This is a genomic window from Parabacteroides merdae ATCC 43184, assembly GCF_025151215.1.
GTDB lineage: Bacteria > Bacteroidota > Bacteroidia > Bacteroidales > Tannerellaceae > Parabacteroides > Parabacteroides merdae.
In genome coordinates this window covers 4,168,767-4,186,491 of sequence record NZ_CP102286.1, presented here as the reverse complement: position 1 = coordinate 4,186,491, position 17,725 = coordinate 4,168,767, and the positions used below count along the sequence as shown (strand labels likewise).

Sequence of the window (17,725 nt, the reverse complement as noted above, 5' to 3'; positions counted from 1 at the left end):
GTAAGAGGCGTACAAGATAAGCATTCTCTTTCATCTTGCCAACCGGCACAATTATGTTTAGAAGCACAAAAAGGGCCATTCCCTTAACCAGGAACAGCCCTTTTCTATCGGATTAAAATCTATTCTTATTTACCAGCTTCAGCAGCTGCTTTCTTATTGATCTTCTTCTTCTGCAATTCGTAAGCGATAGGAGTTGCCACGAACAGAGTAGAATATGTACCGATAATGATACCTAACAAGATAGCGAACGTAAAGCTACGGATCGTCGCACCACCCAGGATGAAGATACACAATACAACTACCAATGTAGTTAATGATGTATTGAAGGTACGGGATAAAGTCGAGTTCAATGCATCGTTGATCACCTGATAACGATCACGCTTCGGATACAGACCGATTGTTTCACGGATACGGTCGAACACAACCACGGTATCGTTGATAGAGTAACCGATGATTGTCAGGATAGCCGCGATAAAGGTCTGGTCGACTTCCATAGAGAAAGGCAATACCTTCCAAAGCAACGTATAGAAAGAAATAATACACAAAGTCGTGACAGCTACAGAAGCGAATGCACCGACAGAGAATGAGATGTCGCGGAAACGAAGCAAGATATAAGCCGCCATACAGAACATGGCAAATACAACTGCGAGAAACGCAGCGTTCTTGATATCGTCTGCCATACTCGGTCCTACCTTCTGTGAGCTCTGGATATACTGATCCGTGAACTGAGCCAAAGTCGTTCCTTCCGGAAGCAATGACTTGACACCTTCAAACAATTTATTTTCGATTTCCTGGTCGATAGCCGGATCATTGTCTTCAATCTTATAGTTGGTAGATACACGAACCTGGTCGGGAGTACCGATCTGGATAACGCTAACAGAACCATCCAACTGCGCATCCAACAGATTACGGACTTCGTCAGTCTTCACATCCTGGGCGAAACGGATCACATAGTTACGTCCACCGGTGAAATCGATACCGTTGTTCAAACCGATAGTAGACATGGAGATCGCACCCAAAACAATAATACCGGCCGGAATCAGATACCCAACCTTACGGGCTGCCAAGAAGTTGATCTTCGGATTCGTCAATAAATCTTTCGTAATAGAAGTCGTAAAGGTCACGTTCTTCAGTTTATCTTTTGCCAACAGTGCTTCGTAAACGATACGAGTCAGGAAGACTGCCGTCAGGAAGGACGCGAACAAACCGATAATCATCGTCGTGGCAAAACCACGGATAGGACCCGTACCGAAATAGAACAATACGACACCAGTGATGATGGAAGTCAAGTTCGAGTCGAAGATTGCAGAAAATGCGTTGCTGTAACCATCGGCAATTGCTTTGTTCAACGATTTACCGGCACGAAGTTCCTCTTTCGTACGTTCGTAGATCAACACGTTGGCATCGACAGCCATACCCAGCGTCAACACCATACCGGCAATACCCGGCAACGTAAGGACTGCCTGGAAGGATGCAAGGATACCCATTGTGAAAAAGATGTTCAATACCAAAGCACCGTCGGCGATCAAGCCCGGAAGAACTCCGTAGAAGGCACACATGTAGAACATCAACAGGATCAAAGCCAAAACAAATGAGATAACACCGGAATTGATAGCTTCCTGACCCAAAGACGGGCCGACAACGTCTTCCTGTACGATATGTACGGAAGCAGCCATTTTACCGGATTTCAACACGTTAGCCAAGTCCTTTGCCTCTTCCGGAGTGAAGTGGCCTGTGATCTGAGAACGTCCGCCTGTGATTTCCACCTGCACGTTAGGAGCTGAATAAACCATATCGTCGAGAACGATAGCAACCGCTTTACCGATATTTTCTTTTGTCAGGCGAGCCCATGCTTTAGCCCCTTCTGCGTTCATAGTCATGCTAACCTGCTGTTCTGAACGGCCTGCCTGCTGAACGAAGTCTGCATTAGCATCCGTTACAACGTCACCTCCCAAAGCAGGCGTTCCGTCGCGGTTCGTCATCTTGATTGCATACAAGTAGAAATATTGTTCTTTTTCATCGATAGCCTTTACGCCCCATTTCAAAGAAAGGTTACGCGGCAGAATATCTTTTACCTGCTTCATGTTCAGGTATTCGTTGATCTTGGCAATATCTTTCTTATCGGCAATACCGACAACCGGTCCGGGAGCCAACTGTCCGTTATACTGGTTGATCTGCAGAACGGCGAACAACGGATGTTGCTTTGCGAATTCTTCCATGCTCTTGGCTGCCTGTGCTTCAGGCTTGTCTTCACCGATCTTAGCCAGCAGAGAATCTGCGTCGTTGGTTGTTTCGGCAGCAGCATTGTCGGCAACTACTTCTTCCGTTGCTTCGATAGCCGTAGTATCCGAACCTACAGCAGCAGTATCGTCCGATTTCAGGATTGTAGCCAACATATTATCGGCGGCAACCAACTGCTGGTAGATTTCCGGCAAGTTGTATGTTTCCCAGAATTCGAGGTTGGCACTACCCTGTAATAATTTACGCACACGTTCCGGTTCTTTCACACCCGGAAGTTCAACCAGGATACGGCCGGCAGTTTCCAAACGCTGGATGTTCGGAGACACCACGCCGAAACGGTCGATACGGGTACGCAATACGTTAAATGAATTATCGATTGCACTCTTCAGTTCTTCCTTCAACACGGCGATTACCTGTGCGTCCGAGCTCTGCGGAGTGATTTTGTCTTTCAATTCGAAAGTACTGAAAATAGCGGATAAACGGGCGCCATTATCTAACTTCTTATACTCTTCTGCAAATAGATCAATAAAGTCCTTCTGACTTGTAGCCTGATTTTCATAAGCCAGGTCCAATGCTTTATTGAAGTTCTCGTCCTGATTGTTGTTCGAAAGCGAGCGAATCACATCGGCCACATTCAATTCCAGAACGACGTTCATACCGCCCTTCAAGTCAAGCCCTAAACTGATTTCCATTTCACGGCACTCCTTGAGCGTATAGCCCAACCATACCTTCTGAGTAGATAACGAGTCCAAATAAGAACTCTCTTTTACCGGATCTCCACCTGCATACTCAGCGGCTTTACTGTTGTAATGTCTTGTCACGAACGAGAATGACAGATAAAACATACAGACAAGCGTAAGTAACACCGCAAAGACCTTTACAAATCCTTTGTTTTGCATTTGAATCTTATGTTTATGTTATTATTCGTTTTTTCACAGGGTGCAAATATAGGCTTTTTTTCTTTGTCCAACAGTAATTAGATTAATTTATTTGTCACACTCTTAGTTTATTTCAGCCACAATTATATATCTTTGCCCGTAAAAAACATAAGTAAAGAATAACCATGAAGCAACTTTTATTATTAACGCTATTTATCCCGGCCCTACTCTGGGCTCAGGAAGATTCCAAGTATTTAGCCGGAGCCGTTCCGGTCGAGAATGGTAAAGTAGTATTCGCAAAGGAGATAAACGCACCTTCTTTTTCGAAAGATGAAGTATATGACAAAATGCTGGACTGGGCGGACGGTTTCTTCAGTGAAGACGGCAACCGCGTTGTCTATTCCGACAAGGCAAAAGGCGACATCGCCGCAGTAGGGCAAACCAACCTGGTCTTCCAGAGCACCGCCCTTTCTCTGGACCGTACGGAAATGAACTATCGCGTCACGATGGAATGCGAGAACCAGAAATGTATAGTGAAAGTGGCCGGTATCCGTTACGAATATAATGTATCGTACCAGCGTGAACCGGAAAAATACACCGCCGAAGAATGGATTACAGATAAGTATTGCCTGAACAAAGACCAAACCAAATTGAACCGAGGCAACGGCAAATTCCGAAGAAAGACAGTCGATTTCATTGACGAAATGTTTGCCTCCGCCTCCGCCGCTTTAGGCACGCAGGCAACCGCCAACGTAGTTCCGGCAACACCGGTCACTCCCGCTCGGACTGTGACACCAGCCCAGACCACCCAACCGGCAACTCCGGTTCCGGCAAAAGAAGGATATGTGGCTTTTGCCGCCGATAAGGTTCCGTCTACATTATTACAGATGTTACCGGAAAGCGATATGCAGGTCGTATCCGCCGGTAAGCCGGATACAAAAGAGACATCCGCCCAGTGGAAAGGCACGGGTAATATGTTCGGCAAATCGATTGCCTCGATCGCCATCAGCAAAGACAGTCCTGTCTATAAAGAAATAGGTAACAATGACACATATAGCTTGTCTTTCTTCAAGAAAGGTGAAAGCGGAGATGCCTGGCTGATCATCGACTGCCGCAAGCAGGGCGAAACGGCAGAAGGCCAGCAGATAACCGTCATCGGTGAAATCGTAAATGTATGGATGAAATAGGATGATGAAAAAGCTGTTTTTCCTTCTATTGATCATGCTCCCTGCGCTGGCAACGGCACAGGGGCATAAAGGCGAAGTCGACGAGTGTGCCCCGATGAGAAACGGGAAAGTATGCTATCGCGACACAGTCCATGTGAAAGACATGAGCCAGGACCAGATATTCGAAGTAATCAACCAATGGGCGAAGAAAAGCTATGCGAAAGATATATTCCTGTCGAATGTCAACTCCAAGAAGTCCAAAGGGACTATCAACGTTTCTTCCAAAGTCGAGATGCTGTTGAACGATACAGACAAAACGATCATCAAATACAAGATGAAAATCAATTGCCACGACAACTGCTACTCGGCAGAAGTAAGCAATATCGTTTATCAATACGATCCACAGAACAATAAGAAGTTCAAGACGTATTCGGCAGAAAGCGTAATCGCCAATAATGGCAAAAGCAATACAGTTGCCTTGATCAAGGATCCGAAGCTGTTTTGTAATGCCACGTTCTTCTTCGTCGAGAACCTGTTTGCCGACATCCTGGATGCAGTGAACGATGCGGAACTGTAGCATAAAGAGCTAACTCCATAAGCACGGCACAAAAATTCCCCTATACGAGAAACTACGGCTTCCTGTATAGGGGAATTTTTCATTTTCAATCATTCTCTTTCAACTGCAAGTAACACCATAACGGATAATGGTCGGAATAACGCACCTTGTCGACCGTGCAGTTGATCGGTTTCATATTGGCTGAATGCAGGATGTTGTCGATCCTGAACCAAAAGAAGTTTTCATTATAGGTGACTCCGACACCACGGCCTGAAGCAGCATAAGCATCTTTCAACGGCCCCTGGATCGTACGATGGGCATAGGAAATCGGCGTATCGTTGAAGTCACCGCAGACCAATACATAATCGGTATCGATCTTTTTGATTTCTTCGGCAACCGCTCTCGCCTGACGGGCACGTATCCGGAATGCAGGTCCCAACTTCTGTTCGATGGAACTTCTCAAACCATCGAGCGTTTCGGAATTCAGATTCTTGATAAATGCGGAATAATGGCTCCGGTCCTCCATCGTCAGCTTGAAAGACTCCAAGTGGTTATTGATCAAAGTCAACTTCTTTCCTCTTATATCCAGTTCATGAATGGACGAGCCGTTGAAAGAGCTGTCATACTTGATCTTACGGGATTTGGAGATCGGATATTTGGAAAATACGGCTATATTGAATTTGAGCGTACCGGAGGTTCCGATCGGAATAATGGAGCGATACCTATACATCTTCAAGGCATTGGCGATCTTCTGATTCGTCAAAAAGTTCTTGGAAGTACCTACTGCATATTCCTGCAGACATACGATATCCGCACCGGAATTCGCAATATACCGTATGATCGGATTCGGAGCATCTTCCGTATGGCCTTTATAACCGAATCCCATGACATTATAAGTCAAGACTTTCAGTACATTCTCTTTCGGAATATCGTCCACTCTGTCATGGAAAGGGAAATAACGGGTTACAGGCCCCCGGCAGATCAGGAACGAACATAGTCCGACCAACACAAACCGCCATTCCCAAAGAAACAGCCAATAAACAACAAAACAGAGGTTCAAAACGCAAAACACAGGAAATCCCAACCCTAGATAAGAGAAGAACACACTCCTGTCCGGTGAAATTCTGTCCGAGAAGGCCGAAGCAATGAATAGCAGAATAACTATCACATTGGCAGTACCGACTACAGATTTAAACAGAATCCTGATCGCTTTAAACCGCTCGCTCATTTTTTGCTGGCATCAAATAGTTTTTTCTTTTCTTCTGCCGAAAGGCTTTCGTAACCGGAACGTTTTAATTTATCCAATATTGCATCCAGATCGACTGTTTCCCGATGTTTACGGGCATTATATTCATAATCGGTCTCCGGACGTTTATAAGTCACACGCATCTTGGGTTTCCGCTTTCCCAGATTCACCACCCAGTCAAGTAAGCGGTTCATAGGAGCCGTCAGATCTTTGCCTTCCTTGATCCGGGCGGCAAACCAGATGCCGAACAACGCCCCGCCGATATGGGCGATATGACCGCCGGCATTCGTCGATGTAATAGCCAGCAAGTCTATCACAAATGTAAACAAGGCCAGATAAATCAACTTGATCCTCCCGATCAGGAACAAGCCGATCTCCAAGTCTTTCCGGTAGAAAGAGACGGCAAACACAATGGCCATAACCGAAGCCGACGCTCCCATCAAATAACTATAGGCGGCAACTGTACGGAAATAAGGGAATATGTTGTATGCCACAAGAAACAAGACAGCCCCGGCAATACCTCCTAACAGATACAGGCCGCCTAATTGCCGCTCACTGAAAAAAGTAAGGAACAAACCGCCGAACCAGTATAACCACAGCATATTAAACAGAATATGCAGAAAGTCGAAATGCGTGAACATATAAGTAATAATCGTCCACGGCCGGTACAAAAGCAATTCGGGAGACGAAGGCACTTGCAAATACTGCAAAAACGGAAAACCGCCCAGATTGAACAGCATCAGGATCACACTTGCCAACCGTATAATGACGAATAGCCCGACATTGATATAAATCAGTTTTGCCAGGATGTTGCCGGAATTGAAAGTCCGTTTGAGATTAGTAAAAATATCGCCCATTGTCTATATCTTTCTTTTTCCAATACCGAACCAGGAAATAACCGAAAAGCATACCGCCCAGGTGGGCAAAATGCGCCACGGAATCACCACCGTTGTTAGCGACACCCATAAACAATTCGGCCAATCCGTAAAAGATCACGAAATATTTTGCCTTGATAGGAATAGGGATGAACATCAGGTACAGCGGAACATTCGGGAACAACATGGCAAATGCCAGCAAAATACCGAATACGGAACCAGAAGCACCGATCGTAATCAGATAGTTCAATGAAGGATCTCCTGCAACCAACTGTACCAGAGTAACCCCGTTCGCACTTGCGAAGGAATGGACGGAATACAGCCAAACCAGTTCCTGCGTAATACCCGCCCCGATACCCGTCACCATGTAAAAAATCAGGAAGCGCTTCGGCCCCCAGACATTCTCCAGCACGCGTCCGAACATATACACACCGAACATATTGAAAAACACGTGCGCAAACGAATGGGTATCATGCATGAACATATAAGTCACAAACTGGAAAGGATAGAAATCCTTCACACCCGGAAAGTGCAGTCCGAATAACTGGACTAAATCAATCCCGACTTTAGGTAAAACAAGACTCGCTACCCAAAACAACAGGTTGATAATGATAAGGTTTTTCGTAACCATCGGGATACTGCTCAGGAATCCCGAACTATTTTGATTCATCATATATTTACAATTTAAGGACAAAGGTATATATATTTCGGCAGTTTTCTGACAAAATAGCACTAAAACATAGTAAATCAATAAAAAAAACTCTTTTTTTCTTTGCGATATATCAAAATAGAATTACATTTGACACCGACTTTTTAGGCTATCACAAATATTGTTTAATATATTAATTATCAAACCATCATGAACAAAACAGAATTTATCAATGCTGTAGCGGAAAAATCCGGTTTAAGCAAAGTTGATGCAAAGAAAGCTGTTGAAGCTTTTGTTGAAACAGTATCCAGTGAATTAAAAGAAGGTGGCAAAGTGGCCCTTTTAGGTTTTGGTTCTTTCTCTGTTGCTGAAAAATCTGCACGCAAAGGTGTTAACCCGAAGACTAAACAACCAATCGAAATCCCGGCACGCAAATCAGTTAAATTCAAAGCTGGCGCCGAATTGACAGAAATCATCAAGTAAATTAGTCTTACACTCTCAATAAGTAAAAAGGCACTCCGCAATCGGAATGCCTTTTTACTTATTGCATGCCGGTTACTTTATCAAATCATAGTTATCTCTTTCCTACCCACACCAATCTTATGGTTTTTACAAAATAAACCTGTACCTTTGCAGGTAAAATAAATCCGAACATATACTAAACGAATATGGTTATCGAACAACAGATTACCGGTGCTATCATTACCGGCATAAAAGAACTGTATGGCGCCGATGTGGCAGCCAACCAGGTACAACTGCAAAAGACAAAGAAAGAGTTCAAAGGACATCTGACTCTGGTTGTTTTTCCCTTCCTCCGCATGTCGAAGAAATCTCCGGAACAGACTGCCCAGGAAATTGGCGAATACCTGCTCCGGCATGAACCGGCTGTAGCCGAATTCAATGTAATCAAAGGATTCCTCAACCTGACCATCGCCTGTGCCTGCTGGATCGATTTATTAAACGAAATCAACGGCCAGCCGTCATACGGGATCATCCCTGTAACGGAACAGTCTCCGCTGGTCATGATCGAATATTCTTCTCCCAACACCAACAAGCCGCTCCATCTTGGACACGTGCGTAACAACCTATTGGGTTACAGCCTGTCCGAGATCATGAAAGCAAACGGCAATAAAGTGGTAAAGACGAACATCGTAAACGACCGCGGTATCCATATCTGCAAGTCCATGCTCGCCTGGCAGAAATGGGGCAACGGCGTGACTCCCGAAACGGCCGGCAAGAAAGGCGACCACCTGATCGGTGACTTCTACGTCCTTTTCAGCAACAAACTGAAAGAAGAGACTGCCGCCCTCGAAGCAAAAGGCATGACGAAAGAGGAAGCCGAAGCCGCTTCTCCCCTGATGGCCGAAGCACGCGAGATGCTCCGCAAATGGGAAGCCGGCGACAAGGAGGTACGCGCTCTTTGGGAAATGATGAACAACTGGGTGTACGCCGGATTCGACGAGACATACAAAATGATGGGCGTAGACTTCGATAAGATCTATTACGAATCACAGACCTACCTGGAAGGTAAAGGCAAAGTGCTGGAAGGGCTCGACAAAGGCATTTTCTACCGCCGTGAAGACGGTTCCGTATGGGCAGACCTGACCAAAGACGGCCTGGACGAGAAACTGCTGCTCCGTGCCGACGGAACTTCCGTCTACATGACACAAGATATCGGAACTGCCAAATTGCGTTTCGATGACTATCCTATCAACAAAATGATCTATGTGGTAGGAAACGAGCAGAACTACCATTTCCAGGTATTGTCCATCCTGTTGGATAAATTGGGTTTTGAATTCGGCAAAGGCCTTGTACATTTCTCTTACGGCATGGTCGAACTGCCGGAAGGCAAGATGAAGAGCCGCGAAGGAACGGTTGTCGATGCAGACGACCTGATGGAAGAGATGGTGGGTACAGCCCGCGAAATCTCGCAGGAACTGGGCAAAGTGGACGAAATGACACCGGAAGAAGCCGAAAACATCGCCCGCATGGTCGGCCTCGGTTCCTTGAAATACTTCATCCTGAAGGTGGACCCGCGCAAGAACATGACTTTCAACCCGAAGGAATCGATCGATTTCAACGGTAATACCGGCCCGTTCATCCAATACACATATGCCCGTATCCGTTCCGTTCTGCGTAAAGCTGCCGAACAGGGCATCGTTTTGCCCGAACAGCTGCCGACAACGACTACCATATCCGAGAAGGAAGAAAACCTGATCCTGATGATAGCCGACTACGCTTCCGTCGTTCGCGAAGCAGGAAAGGAATACAGCCCCGCCCTCATCGCCAACTATACTTATGACCTGGTAAAAGAATACAACCAGTTCTATCACGATTTCTCCATCCTCCGCGAAGAGAATGAAGAAGTAAAAGAGTTCCGCCTTGTCCTCTCCGCCAACGTAGCCAAGATTGTCAAATCGGCCATGTCATTGTTGGGAATCGAAGTTCCGGAGAGAATGTAAGAAACGGATCATGAATATAGACCAACAGACAAACGATGCTCTCCTGCGATTTCAGCGTAATGAAGTCACAGAGAGCATTGTTTTTATACAAAGCTGGCGGCAATCGAGAAAGATTCGGACAAGAAGAATGTGCTGGCCCGTATATTAGCACTACTTTTGCCATCAAGCTAATGGAAAGTAGCGAGGAAGGTGCAAAGATATGCCAACAATAAAAAAATTTGAAAAACAACTATCATACCATCATGTTTCTTGTGTGAAGATTGAATATCATAACATGCAGATATGATAGTTTCCTTTTTAACTATCATTCTACTATCATAAATCAGCTGTTTAACCATCATTTTAGCCGTTTTACCCGAAACAAAAACACTCCAAAAGAGTTAAAAACAGACTGTTTTCCGGAAAACATAAGGCTTTTTTGCCGGAACACGTTACTTTTTTACACAAAAGACATTAGATCTTCTCCCTGAAATACCCGTATCAGAGCCTTTTATACCTCCATCTGACGGGTATCGACACCCGGGTCTGCAGGTAGCCGACATCCGGGTCTCAATAAAAATATGTAGTTATTCTTATGAAAATAAGCTATATAAAACGCGTAAAAAAGATACAGTCTTTATGATAGCATGATAGTTGAAAAAACATCTATCATGCCTACTATCATCTCACACAAACATTGATATTCATAATATCAAGAGCAGAGCATGATAGTATGACAGTTGTTTTTGCAATCAATAATAAGTAAGCTTTTTGTCAGGCTTTCTTTTTACGCGTTGTCTTCTTTGCAGCCGGTTTTTCTCCAGCTTCGGCTATGATCTTTTTACAATCTTCAAGTGTCAGGACTGTCGGGTCGGTTACCGTTTTCGGAATACGATAGTTCGCTTTCTGATAAGAAATATAAGGACCGAAGCGACCTTTCAGGATTTCCATCTCCGGATCCTCCTCGAACTTCTTGATAAAACGTTGTTCGTCTTTCACCCTTTTCCCTTCGATCAAAGCAATTGCTTCCTCTGCCGTAATCGTCAGCGGATTCAAATCTTTCGGAATAGAAACAAATTTACCGTCATGACGGATAAACGGCCCGAAACGGCCGACAGCCGCCACCATCACCTTGCCTTCATATTCACCGACCGTCCGGGGAAGATCAAAAAGTTTCAGAGCCTCTTCCAATGTAATCGTATCAATGGACTGGCCTTTCATCAGAGAGGCAAACTGAGGTTTCGGCGCCTCTTTGTCGTCAGCATGTGCCGCCCCGATCTGAACGACAGGACCATAGCGGCCGATCTTCACAAACACCGGGTTGCCGCTCTTCGGATCGATACCGAGCTCGCGTTCCCCTACTTTATGTTCGGTCTTAACGGCAGCCGTAGCCTCTACGATCGGATGGAAAATCTTATAGAATTTATCGATGGCCTTCGTCCATACCAGTTCGCCTTCCGCAACCGAGTCGAATTCTTTTTCTACACTGGCCGTAAAGTTGTAATCCAACACATCCGGGAAATACTCCATCAAAAAGTCGTTTACTACCGTACCGATATCGGTCGGCATCAGTTTATTGCGGTCGGCCCCGACGGTCTCGGTCTTTTCCGCTTCCTCGATCTTTCCCTTGGACAGCGAAACAACTGTGTAAGCACGTTCCACGCCTTCCTTATCTCCTTTCACCACATATTCGCGGTTCTGGATCGTCTGGATAGTCGGCGCATAGGTAGACGGACGTCCGATGCCCAATTCTTCCAAACGGCGAACTAGGCTGGCTTCCGTATAGCGCGGAGGACGCTGCGTGAAACGCTCTGTCGCCACGATATCTTTCAATGACAATGTCTCATGAAGCTTTACCGGAGGAAGCAGGCCGTTTTCCTGTTCTTTCTCCGTATCGTCGTCATTGCTCTCCATATAAACCTGAAGGAAGCCTTCGAAACTGATCACTTCGCCGACAGCGACAAAACGTTCCGTCTGTCCGCTGATACCGACCGAAATAGTCGTACGTTCCAATTCGGCATCCGCCATCTGGCAAGCGATCGTACGTTTACGGATCAGTTCATACAACTTCTTTTCCTGCGAAGAACTCCCTGCCTCCACATTACTGATATAAGTCGGGCGAATCGCTTCGTGTGCTTCCTGCGCCCCTTTGCTCTTGGTATGATATTGGCGGAACTTATAATATTTCTCACCGTATGTTTCGAAGATAGCCTCTTTCGCCGTACCTAATGCCAGATCGCTCAAGTTCACGGAGTCGGTACGCATATAAGTGATCAGTCCGGATTCATATAAACGCTGTGCGATCATCATCGTCTGCGACACGGAGTATCCTAACTTACGAGCCGCTTCCTGCTGCAAAGTGGAAGTCGTAAAAGGAGGCGCCGGCGATTTCTTTACCGGTTTCGTCGTGATATCGTCAATCGTAAACGAAGCATTCTTACAGGATTCCAAAAAGGCTTCCACCTCTTTCTTGTCTTTCAGGCGGCGGTTCAATTCGGCTTTCAACACCGTTGTGCCGTCAGGCAGGATAAAGTTTGCAATCACACGGAAAGCCGCCTCGCTTACAAATTCATTGATCTCCCGCTCCCGTTCCACAATCAGGCGCACAGCCACCGACTGCACACGTCCGGCCGATAATGCGGGTTTTACCTTACGCCACAAAATCGGCGAAAGTTCGAATCCCACGATACGGTCCAACACACGACGTGCCTGTTGGGCGTTCACCAAGTTAATATTGATATCGCGTGGTGTTTCAATAGCATGCAGAATGGCATTCTTGGTAATTTCATGAAAGACGATACGTTTGGTATTTTCAGGTTTCAGGCCCAGCACTTCATACAGGTGCCAGGATATAGCCTCTCCCTCACGGTCCTCATCGGAAGCGAGCCATACCTGTTCGGCAGACTTGGCTTCGGATTTCAGTTCGCTGACCAGCTTCTTCTTGTCGGCCGGTATCACGTACTGCGGAGCATAGTCGTGCTCGATGTCAATACTAAACTCTTTCGTCTTCAGATCGCGGATATGACCATAGCTCGACATAACCTTATAATCTTTTCCGAGGAACTTTTCAATGGTTTTTGCCTTAGCGGGTGACTCCACTATTACCAGATTCTTTTGCATAATAACGTCTTATCTTTTTGAAATCGGGTGCAAACTTACACAAAATCCATGATTTATGGTTTATCATTTATGATTTATGATTTAAATTTGCACTTTATCTGCCCAAATCGGCATCTATAATTCATAAATTACAAATCATAAATCTCGAAATGGAAACTATTAAACAACTCATTACCGACGGTAAAACAGACGAAGCTATCCGTTTGTTGGACGAATACATAGAAAAAAACACATCTTCTGATGAAGCGTATTACTTACGTGGCAATGCCTACCGTAAAAAAGGGGATATCCGGCAGGCCCTGAACAACTATCTTACGGCGATGGAGCTGAACTCCGACAGTCCCGCACAAATTGCCCACGATCAACTGATTTCAATCATGAACTTCTACAACAAGGACATGTTCAACCAATAAGAAAGGCCGCATCTATCACAGACACAGCCTTTCGATGTTAAATCAAAACTATTATGAATAATAAAAATTTACTTCAATAAAGAGCAGGGACAAAGATTGTCTTTCTCAATATCCTTGAAATAGTTGTATGTACCGACTTTCAGTTCTGCACAAGCAGCCTCGTCGGCAACGATAATACCCTTCGGGTGCATCTGCAAAGCCGTGATAGTCCACATCTGGTTTACCGCACCTTCAACAGCCTGCTGCAAAGCACGGGCTTTGTTATGACCGTTCACCATAATCAGCACCTCTTTTGCATCCAATACCGTAGCAACGCCGACCGTAACGGAAGTCTTCGGAACTTTGTTGACATCGTTATCGAAGAAACGGGAATTGGCGATGATCGTATCGGTTGTCAAAGACTTGACACGGGTACGGGAAGACAAAGAAGAACCCGGCTCGTTGAAAGCGATATGCCCGTCAGGACCGATACCGCCCAGGAACAGGTCCACACCACCGGCAGCTTTCATCTTTGCTTCGTAAGCGGTGCATTCGGCTTCCAGATCTTCTGCGTTTCCATTCAGGATGTTCACATTCTCAGGCTTAATGTCGATATGGCTGAAAAAGTTGTTCCACATGAAAGAATGATAGCTTTCAGGATGGTCTTTCGGTAAACCTACATATTCGTCCATATTGAAAGTTATGATATTCTGGAAAGAGATTACCCCCTGTTTGTTCAGTTCGATCAGATTCTTGTACATGCCCAAGGGAGAAGAGCCTGTAGGCAAGCCCAATACAAATGGTTTCTCTGCCGTAGGATTCGCCTTCTTAATTTTGGCGGCCACATAATTAGCAGCCCACTTTGAAAGTTGCTCGTAATTAGGTTCAATAATTAGTCTCATACGCTTTTTTTAATTTAGTTCTTTCGTTCCTAAAAGTAATACCTTTATTCTTTCTGACCAAGAATTTTCCATTTTCAATTCTCAGTTTTCAATTTCTTGGCCATTTCTTCTCCCAAAGCCCAGCATTCTTCATACTTGTCGGCTTTCAGAGCTTGTTTCTGTTCCACCGGAACACCCACAACTTCCCATTTCATCTTCTCGCCGAATGCCGCCAAGTTTTTCACCGCAGCTCCCGCCCAAGTGAAAGAGCCGAAATAGCCGTAGAGACGATGCTTCACTTCGCGCGTTTCGATCTTATCCAGAATCGATTCGATTTCAGGGAACAGACGGTTACTGTAAGTCGGGCTACCGATAATCAAGCCCTTATACTTGAAAATATCTTTCAAGACATAAGATGCAGGGCTCTTGCTCACATTGTGCATGACGATATTCTTCACCCCGTTCGCGGCCAAAGAAGCGGCAATCGCTTCTGCCATCTGTTCGGTATTGCCATACATGCTGCCGTACACGATCGTCACACCTTCTTCACCTTCATAACGGCTCATACGGTCATAAATATCGATCGCTTTTGCTGCATATTCACGCCACACCGGACCGTGAGTCGAACAGATCGTCCGGATATCCAAAGCCGACAACTTCTGCAAAGCACGCTGTACAGGATTTCCATATTTACCGACAATATTGGAATAATAACGGAGCATTTCCTCCCAATAATGTTCCACATTCATTTCAGAGTCGATCACACCGCCATCCAACGTTCCGTAAGTACCGAAGGCATCGGCAGAGAACAGGATTTTGTCAGTCGAATCGTAAGTGACCATCACTTCCGGCCAGTGCACCATCGGAGCCATATAGAAAGACAGTTGGTGACGGCCCACACTCAGGGTGTCTCCTTCCTTCACTTCATACAATCCCGTCGAAATACCGTGATACCCATTCAACATGCCGAAAGTCTGCTTGTTTCCGACAATCTGGACATCCGGATACTGCTGGCGCAACAAACGGATACTGCCCGCATGATCCGGCTCCATATGGTTCACGATCAAAAAATCCAAAGGACGCCCGTCGAGAGCATCCGCTATTTTTTTCAGGAAAATATCGGAATAACACACATCCACCGTATCGACCAGGACCGTTTTCTCGTCCACGATCAGATAGGAATTATAAGATACACCATAAGGCAAAGGCCACATATTCTCAAAAAGAGCTTTTTGCCGGTCGTTTACCCCTACATAGTAAACTTTATCTGCTATTTCTTTTAACTTATACACTTTGAAAATTAAAAATTAAAAGTTGAAAATCAAAAATCAAATCTTCTTCATTCCTTTTCCAAGCCGCATGGCACGCCATACGAAGTAGATACCGGCCAAAACGAACGGAATACTGAGCCATTGCCCCATATTCAGCATCATATCAGCCTCGAACTCTTCCTGATCGTTTTTCAAAAACTCAATGAAGAAGCGCGAACCGAATACGCAAATCATAAATACACCGAAGATAAGCCCCTCCTTCTTCCAGGCATCTTTTTTGAAGTAGAGCCACATACAAATAACGAAAGTCACCAAATAGCTGGCGGCTTCATAAAGTTGTGTAGGATGACTGGGAGCGGTAAAAACGGGAGCTGCTCCTCTTTTCCAAGCATGCAGGTTTTCAATAAAACGAAACCCCCAGGGCAGATCTGTCGGATGTCCGTATATTTCATGATTCATCAGGTTTCCCAATCGGATCATAGCAGCCACAAGGCCGGTAGGGACCACCAGTTTGTCGAATGTCCAAAGCATGCTCCGATGGCTAACCCGCTTAGAATAAAAATAGATGGCGATGATTATACCCAACGTTCCCCCATGACTGGCAAGTCCACCCTCCCAAACCTTCAGAATTTCGAGCGGATTCGCCAGATAATAATCCGGTGCATAAAACAGACAATGCCCCAAACGGGCACCGATAACTGTTCCCAACATCGTATAAATCAGCAGGGAATCGATCCATGCCGGATTGAGTTTCTCTCTTTTCCACATCTTTTCCACGATCTTGTAACCGATCAGGAAACCGATGGCAAACGCCAGTCCGTACCAGCGTATCTCACGCGAACCGATGGAAAAGATGGCGGGGTCAGCCGTCCAGGTAATAAAATCAAGCATAATTATTACATCAATTGATAATTGACAATGGACAACTGGCAATTTAAGAGAATGAGGCTCCTTCCCTAACTGTCAATTATCCACTGTCAATTCATTTAAACCAATTTTTTTATTAAGTCTTCTCTTTCGCCATAAAGCATATCGATCACCGGCAATTCGATCATCGTGTAGGCACCTGGCTGCTGTTTGAAACTTGCACGGGCAACACAAACCAATATCTGGGCAGTAAGAGCCGGGTTGTTGATCTTCATGTCGAATTCGATCAACTGGTTCTGCGTTTTACCGGAAACACCTTTACGAACAAGATTCACGCCATGTCCCATATCTTTCAGGTCGTCCACGCAGTCAACCTGGATCACATGCGTTTCGTCGTGCACAAAATAGTCGTCCGCCTTGATGGCAGCAGCTACTTTCTCAAAATCATATCCTTCTTCCACTTCGATATAAACCATACGACGATGAACGCCTGTACCCATCGGGATTGTCATGGACAAAGCCGCCTTTACACCTTCGATGGCTTTCACGGCAACGGTATGTCCCATGCTCATGCCCGGTCCGAAATTCGTATATGTAATTCCTTTCGGAACGATCGCCTGCAACAAAGCACGAACGATTGAGTCGCTTCCCGGATCCCATCCGGCAGAGATGACAGCAACGGTATTATGAGCTTTCGCTACAGCATCAAGCGAACGGCGCAGATCGACAATACCTCCGTGGATATCGAAACTATCCACCGTATTGATGCCTAAAGAAAGTATTTCTTTGGCGTAAGTCTCTACGCTACGTGTCGGAGTTGCCAGAACAGCTACATCCACTTTATCCAACTTCGTGATAGTATCAGTGACGGCATATCCTTTCAATTCATCCGGAATATCATTCGGATTACGACGTACAACACCTGCTACTTCAAAATCGGGAGCAGCTTCCAGGGCCTCCAATACATACTTTCCAATATTGCCATATCCAACAATGGCAGCTCTAATCTTCTTCATACTTTAGTTTTTACTTTTTCTTCAGCCACAAAAGTAGTTATAATTAGGGGATTGACAAGAGAGGGGTATGTTGTTTTTGTTTAAAATGAAAAGAGGTTCCCTCATCCTATATCATATAGGATGTTT

The 17,725-nt window shown here is 45.3% G+C and carries 14 protein-coding genes; 5 read left to right on the top strand and 9 right to left on the bottom strand.

The window, feature by feature from the left end:
* Positions 1–125: 125 nt before the first annotated feature.
* A complete protein-coding gene (gene secDF, locus NQ542_RS16950) occupies positions 126–3,140 on the bottom strand; it encodes a protein translocase subunit SecDF (protein WP_005637463.1) in 3,015 nt (1,004 codons plus the stop codon).
* A 164-nt stretch (positions 3,141–3,304) separates the two neighbouring features.
* Here secDF and NQ542_RS16945 point away from each other — a divergent pair, with 164 nt between their 5' ends.
* Together NQ542_RS16945 and NQ542_RS16940 are read left to right on the top strand one after the other, a co-directional pair.
* Positions 3,305–4,306 carry a DUF4468 domain-containing protein gene (locus NQ542_RS16945; protein WP_005637466.1) on the top strand — a complete coding sequence of 334 codons (1,002 nt, stop codon included), beginning with the start codon at positions 3,305–3,307 and terminating at the stop codon, positions 4,304–4,306.
* A gap of 4 nt (positions 4,307–4,310) precedes the next feature.
* Positions 4,311–4,862 (top strand): DUF4468 domain-containing protein, encoded by a 552-nt coding sequence (locus NQ542_RS16940; RefSeq protein WP_036724423.1) that lies wholly within the window; start codon positions 4,311–4,313, stop codon positions 4,860–4,862.
* Positions 4,863–4,947: 85 nt separating this feature from the next.
* Here the strand turns inward: NQ542_RS16940 and NQ542_RS16935 are convergent, their stop codons facing one another.
* Genes NQ542_RS16935 through NQ542_RS16925 form a run of 3 tightly spaced genes read right to left on the bottom strand, consistent with a single transcriptional unit; the run spans position 4,948 to position 7,635 of the window.
* Positions 4,948–6,069 carry an endonuclease/exonuclease/phosphatase family protein gene (locus tag NQ542_RS16935; RefSeq protein WP_005637471.1) on the bottom strand — a complete coding sequence of 374 codons (1,122 nt, stop codon included), beginning with the start codon at positions 6,067–6,069 and terminating at the stop codon, positions 4,948–4,950.
* Positions 6,066–6,944: a rhomboid family intramembrane serine protease gene (locus NQ542_RS16930; RefSeq protein WP_005637474.1), complete on the bottom strand. Its 879-nt coding sequence runs from the start codon at positions 6,942–6,944 to the stop codon at positions 6,066–6,068. Before NQ542_RS16930 ends, NQ542_RS16935 begins: the two co-directional genes overlap by 4 nt.
* On the bottom strand, positions 6,925–7,635 hold the full coding sequence (locus tag NQ542_RS16925; RefSeq protein WP_005637476.1) for a rhomboid family intramembrane serine protease: 711 nt from the start codon (positions 7,633–7,635) through the stop codon (positions 6,925–6,927). Before NQ542_RS16925 ends, NQ542_RS16930 begins: the two co-directional genes overlap by 20 nt.
* A gap of 186 nt (positions 7,636–7,821) precedes the next feature.
* Between NQ542_RS16925 and NQ542_RS16920 the strand changes: the two genes are divergently transcribed.
* Positions 7,822–8,094 (top strand): HU family DNA-binding protein, encoded by a 273-nt coding sequence (locus tag NQ542_RS16920; protein WP_005637478.1) that lies wholly within the window; start codon positions 7,822–7,824, stop codon positions 8,092–8,094.
* Between the two features lie 185 nt (positions 8,095–8,279).
* Complete coding sequence (gene argS, locus NQ542_RS16915; protein WP_005637480.1) at positions 8,280–10,073, top strand: arginine--tRNA ligase; 1,794 nt, start codon at positions 8,280–8,282, stop codon at positions 10,071–10,073.
* A gap of 753 nt (positions 10,074–10,826) precedes the next feature.
* On the opposite strand, the gene topA is transcribed toward argS, so the two are convergent.
* Positions 10,827–13,172, bottom strand: coding sequence for a type I DNA topoisomerase (gene topA / locus NQ542_RS16910; protein ID WP_005637485.1), 2,346 nt, complete (start codon positions 13,170–13,172; stop codon positions 10,827–10,829).
* A gap of 149 nt (positions 13,173–13,321) precedes the next feature.
* Here topA and NQ542_RS16905 point away from each other — a divergent pair, with 149 nt between their 5' ends.
* Complete coding sequence (locus NQ542_RS16905) at positions 13,322–13,585, top strand: tetratricopeptide repeat protein (protein ID WP_005637489.1); 264 nt, start codon at positions 13,322–13,324, stop codon at positions 13,583–13,585.
* Between the two features lie 68 nt (positions 13,586–13,653).
* Here the strand turns inward: NQ542_RS16905 and nagB are convergent, their stop codons facing one another.
* The 4 genes from nagB to NQ542_RS16885 all read right to left on the bottom strand — a co-directional run bounded on the left by nagB (position 13,654) and on the right by NQ542_RS16885 (position 17,599).
* Positions 13,654–14,466 (bottom strand): glucosamine-6-phosphate deaminase, encoded by an 813-nt coding sequence (gene nagB, locus NQ542_RS16900; RefSeq protein WP_005637491.1) that lies wholly within the window; start codon positions 14,464–14,466, stop codon positions 13,654–13,656.
* A gap of 74 nt (positions 14,467–14,540) precedes the next feature.
* Positions 14,541–15,737, bottom strand: a complete 1,197-nt coding sequence (locus tag NQ542_RS16895; protein ID WP_005637493.1) for an FprA family A-type flavoprotein — start codon at positions 15,735–15,737, stop codon at positions 14,541–14,543.
* Positions 15,738–15,773: 36 nt separating this feature from the next.
* Entirely contained in the window at positions 15,774–16,607 is an 834-nt protein-coding gene (gene lgt / locus NQ542_RS16890) for a prolipoprotein diacylglyceryl transferase (RefSeq protein ID WP_005637495.1), read from the bottom strand.
* Between the two features lie 95 nt (positions 16,608–16,702).
* Positions 16,703–17,599 carry a diaminopimelate dehydrogenase gene (locus NQ542_RS16885; protein ID WP_005637497.1) on the bottom strand — a complete coding sequence of 299 codons (897 nt, stop codon included), beginning with the start codon at positions 17,597–17,599 and terminating at the stop codon, positions 16,703–16,705.
* Between the last annotated feature and the right edge of the window lie 126 nt (positions 17,600–17,725).

Excerpts from the sequence above, each read along its gene's own strand:
- secDF (WP_005637463.1), bottom strand. The coding sequence starts at position 3,140 with ATGCAAAACAAAGGATTTGTAAAGGTCTTTGCGGTGTTACTTACGCTT.
- NQ542_RS16945 (WP_005637466.1), top strand. The coding sequence starts at position 3,305 with ATGAAGCAACTTTTATTATTAACGCTATTTATCCCGGCCCTACTCTGG.
- NQ542_RS16940 (WP_036724423.1), top strand. The coding sequence starts at position 4,311 with ATGAAAAAGCTGTTTTTCCTTCTATTGATCATGCTCCCTGCGCTGGCA.
- NQ542_RS16935 (WP_005637471.1), bottom strand. The coding sequence starts at position 6,069 with ATGAGCGAGCGGTTTAAAGCGATCAGGATTCTGTTTAAATCTGTAGTC.
- NQ542_RS16930 (WP_005637474.1), bottom strand. The coding sequence starts at position 6,944 with ATGGGCGATATTTTTACTAATCTCAAACGGACTTTCAATTCCGGCAAC.
- NQ542_RS16925 (WP_005637476.1), bottom strand. The coding sequence starts at position 7,635 with ATGATGAATCAAAATAGTTCGGGATTCCTGAGCAGTATCCCGATGGTT.
- NQ542_RS16920 (WP_005637478.1), top strand. The coding sequence starts at position 7,822 with ATGAACAAAACAGAATTTATCAATGCTGTAGCGGAAAAATCCGGTTTA.
- argS (WP_005637480.1), top strand. The coding sequence starts at position 8,280 with ATGGTTATCGAACAACAGATTACCGGTGCTATCATTACCGGCATAAAA.
- topA (WP_005637485.1), bottom strand. The coding sequence starts at position 13,172 with ATGCAAAAGAATCTGGTAATAGTGGAGTCACCCGCTAAGGCAAAAACC.
- NQ542_RS16905 (WP_005637489.1), top strand. The coding sequence starts at position 13,322 with ATGGAAACTATTAAACAACTCATTACCGACGGTAAAACAGACGAAGCT.
- nagB (WP_005637491.1), bottom strand. The coding sequence starts at position 14,466 with ATGAGACTAATTATTGAACCTAATTACGAGCAACTTTCAAAGTGGGCT.
- lgt (WP_005637495.1), bottom strand. The coding sequence starts at position 16,607 with ATGCTTGATTTTATTACCTGGACGGCTGACCCCGCCATCTTTTCCATC.
- NQ542_RS16885 (WP_005637497.1), bottom strand. The coding sequence starts at position 17,599 with ATGAAGAAGATTAGAGCTGCCATTGTTGGATATGGCAATATTGGAAAG.